The organism is Roseburia intestinalis L1-82 (genome assembly GCF_900537995.1).
GTDB lineage: Bacteria > Bacillota > Clostridia > Lachnospirales > Lachnospiraceae > Roseburia > Roseburia intestinalis.
This window is the reverse complement of sequence record NZ_LR027880.1, coordinates 4057604-4071019: the sequence shown is the minus strand read 5'-3', so window position 1 is coordinate 4071019 and position 13416 is coordinate 4057604. Positions and strand designations below refer to the sequence as shown.

Annotated in this window: 11 protein-coding genes; all 11 read left to right on the top strand. The window is 44.0% G+C overall.

The window, feature by feature from the left end; genetic code table 11:
* The first annotated feature begins 50 nt into the window (after nt 1-50).
* The 11 genes from RIL182_RS19105 (at nt 51) to RIL182_RS19045 (ending at nt 13415) form a co-directional block, all read left to right on the top strand.
* On the top strand, nt 51-1079 hold the full coding sequence (locus RIL182_RS19105; RefSeq protein WP_006857409.1) for an aldo/keto reductase: 1029 nt from the start codon (nt 51-53) through the stop codon (nt 1077-1079).
* A 56-nt stretch (nt 1080-1135) separates the two neighbouring features.
* Nucleotides 1136-1792, top strand: a complete 657-nt coding sequence (locus tag RIL182_RS19100; protein ID WP_172606729.1) for an HAD family hydrolase — start codon at nt 1136-1138, stop codon at nt 1790-1792.
* Nucleotides 1793-1922: 130 nt separating this feature from the next.
* Nucleotides 1923-2822 (top strand): PdaC/SigV domain-containing protein, encoded by a 900-nt coding sequence (locus RIL182_RS19090; RefSeq protein ID WP_006857453.1) that lies wholly within the window; start codon nt 1923-1925, stop codon nt 2820-2822.
* A 23-nt stretch (nt 2823-2845) separates the two neighbouring features.
* Nucleotides 2846-3670, top strand: a complete 825-nt coding sequence (gene larE, locus RIL182_RS19085; RefSeq protein ID WP_006857408.1) for an ATP-dependent sacrificial sulfur transferase LarE — start codon at nt 2846-2848, stop codon at nt 3668-3670.
* Nucleotides 3671-3823: 153 nt separating this feature from the next.
* Nucleotides 3824-4576, top strand: coding sequence for a tRNA threonylcarbamoyladenosine dehydratase (locus tag RIL182_RS19080; protein ID WP_006857407.1), 753 nt, complete (start codon nt 3824-3826; stop codon nt 4574-4576).
* An 846-nt stretch (nt 4577-5422) separates the two neighbouring features.
* Nucleotides 5423-7138 carry a peptide ABC transporter substrate-binding protein gene (locus RIL182_RS19075; RefSeq protein ID WP_006857405.1) on the top strand — a complete coding sequence of 572 codons (1716 nt, stop codon included), beginning with the start codon at nt 5423-5425 and terminating at the stop codon, nt 7136-7138.
* Between the two features lie 307 nt (nt 7139-7445).
* On the top strand, nt 7446-8381 hold the full coding sequence (locus tag RIL182_RS19070) for an ABC transporter permease (protein ID WP_006857403.1): 936 nt from the start codon (nt 7446-7448) through the stop codon (nt 8379-8381).
* A 1-nt stretch (nt 8382) separates the two neighbouring features.
* Nucleotides 8383-9453: an ABC transporter permease gene (locus tag RIL182_RS19065; protein WP_006857402.1), complete on the top strand. Its 1071-nt coding sequence runs from the start codon at nt 8383-8385 to the stop codon at nt 9451-9453.
* A 16-nt stretch (nt 9454-9469) separates the two neighbouring features.
* A complete protein-coding gene (locus RIL182_RS19060; protein WP_006857401.1) occupies nt 9470-10561 on the top strand; it encodes an ABC transporter ATP-binding protein in 1092 nt (363 codons plus the stop codon).
* The gene (locus tag RIL182_RS19055) at nt 10548-11483 is read left to right on the top strand and encodes an ABC transporter ATP-binding protein (protein ID WP_006857400.1); all 936 of its coding nucleotides are present in this window, start codon (nt 10548-10550) and stop codon (nt 11481-11483) included. The genes RIL182_RS19060 and RIL182_RS19055 overlap by 14 nt, the downstream gene beginning before the upstream one ends.
* 210 nt (nt 11484-11693) lie before the next feature.
* A complete protein-coding gene (locus RIL182_RS19045; RefSeq protein ID WP_006857452.1) occupies nt 11694-13415 on the top strand; it encodes a methyl-accepting chemotaxis protein in 1722 nt (573 codons plus the stop codon).
* Nucleotide 13416 lies beyond the last annotated feature (1 nt).

The following is a 13416-nucleotide window of genomic DNA, read 5'->3' as shown; positions in this document are numbered from 1 at the left end:
TAAATAGTGGTTAAAACACGATTGATTTAAGGAGGAAAACGATAAGAGTTATGGAAGCGGTAGTTTTAGGAAGTACAGGGATCAAAGTAAATAAGAATGGATTTGGCGCACTGCCGATCCAGAGAGTCAGCACGGAGGATGCGGTAAAACTGGCGAGAAAAGCGTATGAAGCGGGCATTACGTTTTTTGATACGGCGCGGTTTTACACGGACAGTGAGGAAAAATTAGGCGAGGCATTCGACGGAATGCGTGAAAAAGTCTACATTGCGACCAAAACGGCGGCAAAAAATGCGGACGAATTCTGGGAACAGCTTGGGATTTCCTTACATAATTTAAGGACGGATTACATTGATATCTATCAGTTCCACAATCCTTCTTTCTGCCCGAAACCGGGAGATGGAACAGGACTTTATGAGGCGATGCTTGAGGCAAAGGCGCAGGGGAAGATCCGTCATATCGGTATCACGAACCACAGGCTTGCGGTTGCCGAGGAGGCAATCGAATCCGGGCTGTATGAGACACTGCAGTTTCCGTTCTGCTATCTGGCAACGGATAAGGATATTGCACTGGTGGAAAAATGTAAAAAGGCAGACATGGGATTTATCGCAATGAAGGCATTGTCCGGCGGTTTGATCACGAACTCTGCGGCAGCCTATGCATTTGAGGCGCAGTATGAAAATGTACTGCCGATCTGGGGTGTGCAGCGGGAAAAAGAGCTGGATGAATTTATTTCATATATTGATAATCCGCCAACAATGACGGATGAGATCCGTGCACTGATCGAGAATGACCGAAAAGAACTGGCAGGCGATTTCTGCCGCGGCTGCGGTTATTGCATGCCGTGTCCGGCGGGCATTGAGATCAACAACTGTGCGCGTATGTCGCTTTTGCTGCGCCGCTCTCCGTCTGCACTGCAGCTCACACCGGAGGTTCAGGCGAAAATGAAAAAGATCGAAAACTGCCTGCACTGCAATAAATGCAAGAGCAAATGTCCGTATGGACTGGATACACCGGCGCTCCTTGCAAAGAATTACGAAGATTACAAACAGGTGCTTGCGGGAAACGTGAGTGTCAATTAGAAAAAGGAAATATGTGTGGATCAAAAGATTTATCACAAGCAGAAATGAGGATTATTATGAAAAAATATGAAACAGTCGTATTTGACCTGGATGGAACTTTATTAAATACGTTAGAGGATCTGGCAGATGCCACAAACTATGCGCTGCGAACGATGCAGATGCCAGAGCGCACGATCGGGGAAGTGCGTGCATTTGTTGGAAACGGTGTGCGTCGTCTGATGGAGCTTTCCGTTCCGGGCGGATTTGACAATCCGAAATTCGAAGAAACATTTGCTGTTTTTAAAAAGTATTATGGAGAACACTGCAATGACAAAACGAGAGCTTACGATGGTGTTGTTCCGGTGCTCCGCAAATTAAAGGAAAAAGGTTATGCGCTTGCAATCGTTTCGAATAAGATTGATTTTGCAGTCAAAGAGTTAAACGAGATTTATTTCGAAGGCATTGTGCAGGCTGCGATCGGGGAGGAGCGCGAAGGTGTGGCGAGAAAACCAGCGCCGGATATGGTGCACACGGCGCTTGCAGAACTTGGAAAACCGGCGGATACGGCAGTCTACATCGGTGATTCGGATGTGGATGTCATGACGGCAAAAAATTCAGGACTGCCGTGCATCTCAGTGCTTTGGGGATTCCGTGATAAGGAGTTCCTGATGGAACACGGGGCGACAAATTTTGCAGAAAAACCGGAAGATATTGTGAAGTTTTTGGAGCAGTAGATGCTGGCAGACTAATTTATCTATAAAAAAAAAGGAATTCAGTGCGAAAAATAAGATTTTTCACACACCGGATTTGTGCTGGCGCACAAACTTGATATGCGCAAAAAACTGCGCAGAAAAGGGGATCTATATGAGAAGAAGAAATCTTATATTAATTACGGTATTATCACTGTCACTCACGTTTGCAGCAGGCTGTGGTGAAAATAAAAACACTGGTGCGGCAGGCTCTATGGATCAGCAGAAAACCAGTGAGACTACAGTACAGAATGAAACGGAGCCAGAAACCTCACAGGTTTCGGAGGATTCAGAACAGGACGAAACAGAAGCCGCTGCCACAACAGAGGCAGGGCAGGACGCACAGTCTGATTATCAGATAGAGATGGTAAGCTACAAAAAGACGGATCTGATTGATATTTCTTATCCGAAGATTACAGGCTGGAGTGATACCGAAAAACAGGAAGAATGGAATACTTACTTTGAAAATATGGCAAAAGAAGCTGCCGGGGAAATGACGGGAGATACGGAGGAGATGAACCCTGGTGCAAATGATTCCGTGGTGCTCACATATACCGTGCAGGAACAGACAAAGGATATGCTTTCTCTGACCTGTCAGAGTTATTATGATTATGAAGGATCAGCGCATCCTTCTGCAGCACTTACTTCCGTTAATATTAACATGAAGACCGGAGAAAAAATGACATTTTCTGATTTTGCAGATCCGGATGAGACGGCTAAAATTTTATTTGCCGGAAAAGACAATACAGATACTGCACAGGGCTATACCGTGCTGGATCCGGAAGGAAATCCGACTACTGAAATTACGATGAAAGATATTTTGGAATTTAATTTCATCTGGATGGAACCGACGGAGGAAGCACTTGCGGCAAGTCTTACCCATTTTGACGGAGGTGTGGACGATTACGGAGCCGATGAGACGATGGGAGAGTCTTATGTGCACGACGGAAAAGTATATGTGATCTTTTATGTCAGTCATGCCATGGGCGATTATACAGTGGTAAGAATAGATTAAATTATATGAAATAAAGGATTATTATGCAGTCAGTACAGGAAAAATATAAAAATTTACAGGAATATTTAAAGTCACTGGGCAGTGTTGCAGTCGCTTTTTCCAGCGGCGTGGATTCGACATTTCTGCTTGCAGCGGCAAAGAAAACACTTGGTGCGGATCATGTGATCGCAGTTACGGCATCCTCCTGTTCTTTCCCGAAAAGGGAGTTAGAGGAGGCAAAGCAGTTTTGCAAGGAGCAGGGAATCAGGCACATTGTATGCAAGTCGGAAGAACTTGATATCGAGGGATTTCGTCAGAATCCGAAGAACCGTTGCTATCTCTGCAAACATGAATTGTTTGAGAAAATACTGGAAATTGCAAAAGAATATCATATCAATGCCGTGGCTGAGGGATCTAACATGGATGATAATGGTGACTATCGACCGGGACTGGTCGCAGTTGCAGAGCTTGGTATCAAAAGTCCGCTCAGGGAGGCTCTGTTGAACAAAGAAGAGATCCGTACACTTTCCAAAGAGATGGGACTGCCCACCTGGGACAAGCAGTCATTTGCATGCCTTTCCTCCCGGTTTGTCTATGGGGAGACAATTTCCGAAGAAAAACTCGGCATGGTGGATAAGGCGGAGCAGCTTTTGCTGGATATGGGCTTTCATCAGGTGCGCGTAAGGATCCATGGGGATATTGCGCGTATCGAGGTGCTGCCGGATGAGATCGCAAAACTGGTAGAAGGGGAAAACAGGGAAAAGATTTATTCTTACCTGAAACAGCTTGGATTTTCCTATGTGACGCTTGACCTTGGCGGATACCGTATGGGAAGTATGAATGAGACACTTGATATAGAGAAAAAATAATTTTGTACAAGACGCAAGAATGCACTTCCCGATATGGAAAAAGTAATTTTGTACAAGAGGCAGGAATGAACTTCGCGATATGGAAAAAATAATTTTGCACAAATGATAATAGGAACTAAGAGATAAGGAAATAACAGGAGAAAAGCACAGGATATGTTGAATCAGTTTTCAAGAACCCAGTTACTGCTGGGTTCAGATAATATGGAACGGCTTGCAAATGCAAAAGTTGCAGTTTTTGGAATCGGCGGAGTCGGCGGTTATGTGGTTGAGGCGCTTGCCAGGAGCGGAGTCGGTTCTTTTGTGATCGTGGATGATGACAAGGTATGTCTGACGAATATCAACCGTCAGATCATTGCGACCAGAAAAACGGTTGGAAAATATAAAGTTGATGTGATGACGGAGCGTATCTTAGAAATCAATCCGGATGCAAAAGTGGAAGCGAGAAAATGTTTTTATCTGCCGGAAAATGCGCATGAGTTTGATTTTTCTGAGTATGATTATGTCGTGGATGCAGTAGATACGGTCACTGCAAAATTAGAGATCATCATGCGCGCAAAAGAGTGCAATGTGCCTGTCATAAGCTGCATGGGAGCTGGCAATAAATTAGACCCGACCCAGTTTGAGGTGGCTGACATTTACAAGACGTCAGTCTGCCCGCTCGCGCGTGTCATGCGCCGTGAGTTAAAAAAACGCGGGGTCAAAAAATTAAAGGTCGTATATTCCAAAGAGCAGCCGACAAGACCGATCGAGGATATGAGTATCAGCTGCCGGTCACATTGCGTCTGCCCTCCGGGAACCGTCCACAAATGCACCGAGCGCCGTGATATCCCTGGAAGTATTGCGTTTGTGCCGTCTGTGGCGGGACTGATTCTTGCAGGAGAGGTCATCAAAGATCTTACAAAGTAAAATAGACTGTATTTTTGGAATGGATTTGTTGTTTTTAGTTACAAAACTCCAGTTTGAGAACTGCCCTCCGGAAGTTAGATGAAAAATCTAATGGCTGGAGGGCTTTTTTTCTTTATAGGATTAGGGTGTCAAAAGGTGGTTCATAACTTAGCGATTGTCAAATTGCACAAAGCCGAGACTGTTTTTGTGACTTTGGGAGAAAATTAGAAAATCTTAGTATGCCTGTCTATTTACAGTAATGTTCTGCCACGGACGGCAGAACAAGGCTTCACGAGCCATGGAAGGCTCGTTGAATGCCGTTTACGTCACTCTGTGAAAAACTAATTCAGGCATACTTAGTTTTTCTTATTTTCGGACAACGGAACAAAACAAGTTCGGTTTTGTGCAATTTGACAGACCCAAAATTGAAAACCACCTTTTGACACCCGAATCTTTATAGGATGACAATAGTACATGCAAGATTTTTGATTGACAAACTGCACTATTTGAGCTCAACATCATAGGATTAAGGTGGCAAAAAATTTTAAAATCATGATTGTTTGAGTGAGGGAAAATAAAAGCTATTCACCCATTATATTAACGGAAAAATAGTACGAAAGTACAAAATGTATAACATAATACTTGCATTTTGTAATGTGATGTGCTAAAGTGTTATCAGCGTAAAGGGGCGCAGAGGAAAAGAGCCATCTTTGCGCATTTTTATTAAGGAGGAAAATCCTCTCCTCGTCAGAGGACTCGGATTTTTGCTCCGCAAAACAAGGAGGAAAATCCTCTGCTCCTGCAAGAGGCACATGCTATGCAGGCATAGCAGACATTTTGCTCCGCAAAACAAGGAGGATTACTATTATGAAAAAAACCAAAGCAGTTTTGGCTATTTTGATGGCCGGAACAATGATGCTTGGTCTTGCAGGCTGTGGCGGGAACAGTTCTTCTGCAACACAGGGAACAACCGCAGGCACAGAGACAGGCAGTGCAGCAGGTGATGCTGCAGGAACAGATGCCGCAGCAAGCGCATCAGACATGAATGTTATGCTTGAAACTCCGGTCGAGTCACTCGATCCGCAGCAGGCTACCGACGGAACATCCTTTGAGGTAATCGCTGATTATACCGACGGTCTGATGCAGATGGATGCAGACGGACAGGCAGTTCCGGCAATCGCAGAAAGCTATGATTTATCAGACGATGGTTTAACTTATACATTCCATCTTCGTACCGATGCAAAATGGAGCAACGGCACACCGGTTACCGCAGCAGATTTCGTATTCGGATGGCAGAGAGCTGTTGATCCGGATGTCGCATCTGAGTATGCATATATGTTAAGCGATATCGGTCAGATTAAAAATGCAGCAGAGATCATCGCAGGTGAGAAAGACAAGAGTGAACTTGGTGTGACAGCAGTAGACGACAATACACTTCAGGTCGAACTGAATGCACCAGTCAGCTATTTCACTTCTCTGATGTATTTCCCGACTTTCTATCCGGTAAATGAGGAGTTCTTTACTTCCTGTGGAGATACATTTGCAACAAGTCCTGAGACAGTATTATCAAACGGTGCATTTGTGCTGGATTCTTATCAGCCGGCAGCAACTGCATTCCATTTAACAAAAAATGCAGACTACTATGATACCGACAGAGTAAAACTTTCCGGATTAAGTTATCAGGTAATCCAGGATTCACAGCAGGCATTAATGAGCTACCAGACAGGTGCACTTGATACAACATTAGTAAACGGTGAGCAGGTTGACCAGGTAAAAGACGATCCTGAATTCACAACTGTTGGTGCAGGCTACTTATGGTATGTCAGCCCGAATATGAATTCTGTTCCTGAACTCGCAAACTTAAATATACGTCTTGCAATGACAATGGCAATCGACCGTGATTCCATCACAGCAGATGTATTAAAAGATGGTTCCGCTTCTACATACACAGCAGTTCCGATGCAGTTTGCAGCAGGTCCTGACGGATCTGACTTCTCCGAAGATCAGACGAAATTCTCTGATGTGTGTGTATATGATACAGAAAAAGCAGCAGATTACTGGGCAAAAGGTTTAGAGGAACTTGGAGAATCTGAGATCACTTTAGACATGGTAGTAGATGCAGATGACGCACCTCAGAAAGTAGCGCAGGTATTAAAAGAGCAATGGGAGACAACTCTTCCTGGACTGACCGTAAATCTGGTTGTTGAGCCGAAGAAACAGCGTGTGGAAGACATGCAGAACGGTAACTTCCAGTTAGGTTTAACACGTTGGGGACCGGACTACGCAGATCCAATGACATATCTTGGAATGTGGGTAACAGATAACTCTAACAACTACGGTCTGTGGAGCAACGCAGATTACGATGCAATCATTGATGAGTGTACAACCGGTGATCTTTGCACAGATGCAGAGGGACGCTGGGCAAGACTTTACGATGCTGAGAAGATCGTTATGGATGAGGCAGTTATTTATCCGCTTTACACACAGTGCAACGCAGAGATGCTTTCTTCTAAAGTAACAGGCGTTGAGTATCATCCGGTAGCTATCAACCGTGTATACAAAGATGCTGTAAAGACTGAATAAAGAAATTTAGACAGTAGAAATCCTGTTTTACAGGAAAATGAATATAGCCGCACTAAAGTGCAAAACTTTGGTGCGGCAATTTCATCATATTGTTGACGCTATAGGAAATGAGGCAGGAATTTCCTATGTCGTGAACGGAAAAACAAGGAGGAAAATCCTCTGCTCCTGCAAGAGGCACATGCTATGCAAGCTATTGAGCATAGCATGCATAGCAGGCATTTTCCTTCGGAAAACTAAAGGAGGAAAATCCTCTGCTCCTGCAAAGGCAGTCGCATTTTGCTCCGCAAAACTAAAGGAGGATTAGAACGTGAAAAAATATGCACTTAAGAGAATCGTAACGTCTCTGTTTACGCTGCTTGCAATTTTGCTCGTTCTGTTTATTTTGATGCAGCTGATGCCGGGTTCTCCATTCAACGATGAGAAGTTAAATGCAGACCAGAGAGCAGCACTGTATACGAAATATGGACTGGATCAGCCATTGCCGGTACAGTTTGTGAAATATGTAGGCAATATGTTAAAAGGAGACCTTGGCGTAAGTTACAATATCTCAAAGAATACACCAATCTCCCAGTTGATAAAGACAAGGCTTCCGATCTCCATCAGTATCGGAGGATATGCGGTGTTGATCGGCGCCGTGGTCGGGCTTTTACTTGGACTTCTCGCGGCATTAAAACATGACACGATATGGGATTCGTTAGCGACGATCATTTCGGTTATCGGTGTGTCGGTACCGTCGTATGTGTTTGCGCTGGCACTCAGCTATAACTTCGGATTTAAATTAGGATGGTTCCCGATGCTGTTTTCGGAGAGCGATATTTTCGGATCAAGCGTGCTGCCCAGTATCTCACTTTCTATGTTTACGATGGCGTCGATCGCCCGTTTTACGCGAAGTGAAATGCTTGAAGTACTCGGCAGCGATTATATGCTGCTTGCGGAGAGTAAAGGAATTTCGGGTTCAGCGCTGATTTTTAAACATGCGCTGCGAAATGCACTGATCCCGATCATCACTGTGCTTGCACCGCTGATCGTCGATCTGATGACCGGTTCTCTGGTTGTTGAAAAAATATTTGCAATACCGGGTGTCGGAAGTCTTCTGGTAAATGCCATTCAGTCGAACGACTACAACGTGGTTATCGCATTAAGCTTTATTTATTCTGCAATGTACATTGCCATCATGCTTGTGGTAGATATCCTTTACGGAATCATTGACCCGAGAATTCGTCTGGCAAAGAAAGGAGACTGATATGGTGTCACAGGAAAATACCATGAATGTGGGAAATGATGCTGCCGGCTACATACCGGTCGAGGCAGATTTTAAATTTAAACATACGGATGGCGAACTTGCGTTAGATGATAACTTTGCAGCACAGAGTTTCTGGAAAGACGTATTGATCCGCTATTTCAAAAAAATCAGTGCAGTGATCGGTCTGATCCTGATCATTATCATTACGGTATTTGCAATCATTGGTCCGGGAATGAATGATTTCAGTTACTCTGAACAGTCACTGACACAGAAAAACTTTGCGCCAAGGGTAAAAGGTCTTGAAAAACTTGGTATCTTTGATGGTAGTGAAGGTATGAAGACAACGACCGGAACCAAAAAGATCAATTACTATGAAGAAAAAGGTCTGGATGATCTTTACTACTGGTTCGGAAGTGATAACTTCGGACGTGATATCTGGACACGTACCTGGTCCGGTGCACGCGTTTCCCTGATTATCGCCGTAGCAGCCGCTATCATCGATATGGTGATCGGTATGAGCTATGGACTGATCTCCGGATATTTTGGCGGGAAAGTCGATATGTTCATGCAGCGGTTTCTGGAGGTCGCGAACGGTATTCCGCGTCTTGTAATCGTAACACTTTTGTTACTGGTACTGCAGCCGGGTATGCTTACCATTATTTTTGCATTGATGTTGACGGAGTGGGTCGGCATGAGCCGTATCGCAAGAGCTGAGATGCTGAAATTAAAAGAGCAGGAATTTGTACTTGCATCACGGACACTTGGAGCAGGAAATTTCTTTATTATCTTTAAAGAAGTTCTGCCAAATATCATTGGACCGATCATTACACAGGTAATGTTCTCCATCCCGACGGCGATCTTTACCGAGGCGTTCTTAAGTTTCGTAGGTCTTGGTATTCCGGTGCCGCAGTGTTCACTTGGTTCACTGATCTCCGAAGGATTTAACAGTTTTACCACACATCCGTACCAGATCATTCCGCCGATCGTTGTAATGGCTCTTCTGATGTTAAGCTTTAACCTTGTAGCAGATGGTTTACGTGAAGCATTAGATCCGAAGCTGAAAGAAATGTAAGAAAGGGGATTCGTATATGTCAGAGACAAAAGAACAGATTTTAAAAATACGGGACCTGGATATTACGTTTCAGACGACTGCAGGAAGCGTGCACGCCATCCGTGGAGTCAATATTGACCTGATGAAGGGCGAGACAGTTGCGATCGTTGGTGAGTCCGGCTCCGGTAAATCCGTAACAATGAAAGCTGCCATGGGTATTTTGGCATCCAATGCGAAAGTAACGGGCGGTACTATAGAATTTTCCTATCATCATGCGGATGGAACACCGCAGACGGTAGACATTTTAACAAAAGATAAAAAGTGGATCAGACGACATATCAATGGAAAAAGAATTGCTATGGTATTCCAGGATCCGATGACGAGTCTTGATCCGACCATGACGATCGGAAAACAGATCATGGAAGGTATGATCTGGCATTTTAAGACACCGAAGAAAGAAGCCTGGGATAAGGCAGTAGAACTGTTAAAAGAGGTTGGTATCGAGGATGCGGAAAAACGTATGAAAAACTATCCGCACCAGCTCTCCGGTGGTATGAGACAGCGTGTGGTCATTGCCATCGCGCTTGCCTGCAACCCGGATCTTCTGATCTGTGATGAGCCGACGACTGCACTGGATGTTACGATTCAGGCAAAAATCATCGAGCTGATCCGCAGGGTACAGAAAGAGAGAGGCATTTCCGTTATTTACATCACACATGACCTCGGCGTGGTTGCCAAAGTGGCAGATTACGTCAATGTCATGTATGCCGGAAAAATCGTTGAGAAAGGTATGATCAATGAGATCTTCTATGATCCGAAACATCCGTATACCTGGGGACTGCTCTCTGCAATGCCTGATCTTGACACTGCGGATGAGAGACTCTACACGATCCCTGGTTCGCCGCCAAACCTGTTAAACGAAAAACCGGGCGATGCGTTTGCACCGCGTAACCAGTTTGCGCTTGAGATCGACGACAAGGCAGATCCACCAATGTTTCAGGTGACAGATACACATTATGCGGCTACCTGGCTGTTAGATCCGCGGGCACCGAAGGCAGAGATGCCGCCTGAATTAAAAGAGCGTATTGCGCGAATGAAGAAGGAGGCAAAGATCGATGACGGTGAATGAAAACAGTAAGCCTCTTCTTACCGTGAAAGGCTTGAAACAATATTTTAAGGTAAGTAATAATTATACCGTGCATGCGGTGGAAAACGTAAGTTTTCAGATCTATCCGGGTGAGACATATGGTCTGGTCGGGGAATCCGGTTCCGGAAAATCAACGATCGGAAGAAGTATCATAAGACTTTATGATCCGACCGCCGGGGAGATCAATTTTAATGGAATGGACATCAGCGGCAGGATCAATAAGGCAAACAGCCAGGCACTGCGCACGCAGATGCAGATGATCTTCCAGGACCCGATGGCATCCTTAAATCCAAGAAAAAAGGTGCGCGATATCATCGGCGAGGGGTTAGATATCCATCATATGTACAAGACACGCGCAGAGCGTGAGGAAAAGATCAAAAACATCCTGGCAAAAGTTGGACTTGCGCCGGAACATGCGGGCCGTTATCCGCATCAGTTTTCCGGTGGACAGAGACAGCGTGTCGGAATTGCGAGAGCGCTGATCATGAACCCGAAACTGATCATTGCAGATGAGTGTATCTCTGCGCTGGACGTTTCCATTCAGGCACAGGTCGTTAACCTGATGAAGGATATCCAGCAGGAGACAGGAACCGCGTATCTGTTTATCGCACATGATCTTTCCATGGTCAAATATATTTCGGATCGCATCGGGGTACTTCATCTGGGACATCTCTTAGAGACCGGAACAACGGAGGAAATCTTTGAGAATCCAATCCACCCATATACGAAGAGCCTTCTTTCTGCGATACCTGCACCGAATCCGGTCGTGGAAAAAAATCGTGTGGCACTGAGCTACGATTACAAGACTTCCGGCATTGATTATAATAAGGGAACGGATCATCTGGTGTCCGGGACACATTATGTGAAATGTACGGATGAAGAATTTAAGAAGTGGACAGAATAATATAGCAGGAAACCATCACAAACCGGGAGCCGGGGAGTGGTGGTTTTCTTTTTTAGTAAAAGTGCTGAATTTTTTGCGTGGGATGTGCTGAATATTATGCGAAAAGTAGAATATGAAAAATTGAACCGAAACCGTATTGACTTTGAAAATGGAATTTGGTATATAAGAGTAAAAATTCAAAAATTCAATAGAGAAAGGAAATAACAATCTATGTTGTCACAAAAGAGTACAATGAAAGACAAATTGGAAAATATGCATCTGCAGGAGAGGATAAACTATGGCTACGGAAAAGTCATTAGTATGATGTTGATTTCGGGTCTGTTTTCTATTGTGGTCATAGGTGTGTTATTTGCTAATATGTTACATTATATAGATGATGTCAATGCTGCGGATCAGGCGGTAAAAATCTGCAGGATCAATGTGAATACGTCAGCGAGAAATATCAGGGAAATGGCATTAAATAATGATACATCTGCTTATGACAGTTATGAGCAGAATGTAAAAAAGCTGCTTACAGAAGTGGATTCGCAGCTGGAAATATTAAAGAAAACCAAAGTCTTACCGGATGAGGAATATAATGAGTATGCATCTGCTCTTTCTGATTGGGGAAACATTGGTTATTCGATTATAGAAGAAATTAAAAATGGCGAAAAAGAGAAAGCGATTGATGAAATTTTTAATAGTTGTACACCTGCATTAAATAAACTTGTGGAAATTGCCATAAGATTAGATGAGATCACAGATGAAGTAAGTGAGCAGTCTGCAAGAACTACAATTATTTTTGCTGTTGCAGGAATGGTGTGTATTATTATCTGTCTGGTTTGTGCATGCACACTGGCTAAGGTAATAAGTAAAAAGGTACTTGAAACAATTCTGGATCCGTTACATGCAGTGGAAGACGTTGCAAAGGAACTGACAGAAGGAAATTTACACAGTACGCTGGAATATCATTCGGAGGATGAGATTGGAAGACTGGCGCACAGTATGCGCAAATCAATTCGTATTTTGGGAACTTATGTAGATGATATTGATCGTGCAATGAAACTGTTCTCAGAAGGAAATTTTGATGTTCAGCCGGAAGTAGAGTGGAAGGGAGATTTTGTCGGTATTTTAAATTCTTTCATGTCATTTGAGAAGAGTATGGCAGAAACGATCAAAGGAATTAAAAATGTTTCGAGTGAGGTTTCAAGTGCAGCAGACCAGGTGGCATCAAGTTCCAATGATCTTGCAGATGGAGCTACGAATCAGGCAGCGGTTGTAGAAGAACTGACGGCTACAGTTGCCGGGGTTTCTGAACAGGTAGAAAAAAATTCGCAATCTGCAAAAGCAATCAGCGGAAGAGTGGATGAACTTGGAAATGCCATTTCAGACAGCAATGGTAAGATGCATGAAATGGTTGCTTCTATGCATGAGATTAATGAGGCATCAAAAGAGATTGATAAGATTATTGCAACAATTAATGAAATTGCTTCCCAGACAAATCTGCTGGCGTTGAATGCTTCTATTGAAGCGGCAAGGGCCGGAGAGGCAGGAAAAGGATTTGCAGTTGTAGCGAATCAGGTAAATTTATTAGCTGAACAGAGTGCCCAGGCGGCAAAGGAATCAGCATCACTGATCGAAACATCTGTGAATGCGGTAGAAAAAGGTATGATAATCGCGGAAGAGACTGCGGCACAGCTGGAGGAGGTAGCAGAGAACTCCAAGCTGATTACGGAAGACGTTACACATATTGCGGATACATTAGAGACACAGACAACAGAAATCCAGCAGATCAATGAGGGAATTGAGCAGATCAATGATGTTGTGCAGACAAATTCTGCAACATCTGAGGAGTGTGCGGCTGCCAGTCAGGAGATGAGCAGTGAGGCAGAGAGTCTGCAGGGAATGATCCAGAAATTTAAAATTCCGGAAATTGAAAATGTAACAGAATAAA

What these genes read in the sequence shown, in the direction of transcription:
- RIL182_RS19105 (WP_006857409.1), top strand. Translation starts at nt 51, where the DNA reads ATGGAAGCGGTAGTTTTAGGAAGTACAGGGATCAAAGTAAATAAGAAT.
- RIL182_RS19100 (WP_172606729.1), top strand. Translation starts at nt 1,136, where the DNA reads ATGAAAAAATATGAAACAGTCGTATTTGACCTGGATGGAACTTTATTA.
- RIL182_RS19090 (WP_006857453.1), top strand. Translation starts at nt 1,923, where the DNA reads ATGAGAAGAAGAAATCTTATATTAATTACGGTATTATCACTGTCACTC.
- larE (WP_006857408.1), top strand. Translation starts at nt 2,846, where the DNA reads ATGCAGTCAGTACAGGAAAAATATAAAAATTTACAGGAATATTTAAAG.
- RIL182_RS19080 (WP_006857407.1), top strand. Translation starts at nt 3,824, where the DNA reads ATGTTGAATCAGTTTTCAAGAACCCAGTTACTGCTGGGTTCAGATAAT.
- RIL182_RS19075 (WP_006857405.1), top strand. Translation starts at nt 5,423, where the DNA reads ATGAAAAAAACCAAAGCAGTTTTGGCTATTTTGATGGCCGGAACAATG.
- RIL182_RS19065 (WP_006857402.1), top strand. Translation starts at nt 8,383, where the DNA reads ATGGTGTCACAGGAAAATACCATGAATGTGGGAAATGATGCTGCCGGC.
- RIL182_RS19060 (WP_006857401.1), top strand. Translation starts at nt 9,470, where the DNA reads ATGTCAGAGACAAAAGAACAGATTTTAAAAATACGGGACCTGGATATT.
- RIL182_RS19055 (WP_006857400.1), top strand. Translation starts at nt 10,548, where the DNA reads ATGACGGTGAATGAAAACAGTAAGCCTCTTCTTACCGTGAAAGGCTTG.
- RIL182_RS19045 (WP_006857452.1), top strand. Translation starts at nt 11,694, where the DNA reads ATGTTGTCACAAAAGAGTACAATGAAAGACAAATTGGAAAATATGCAT.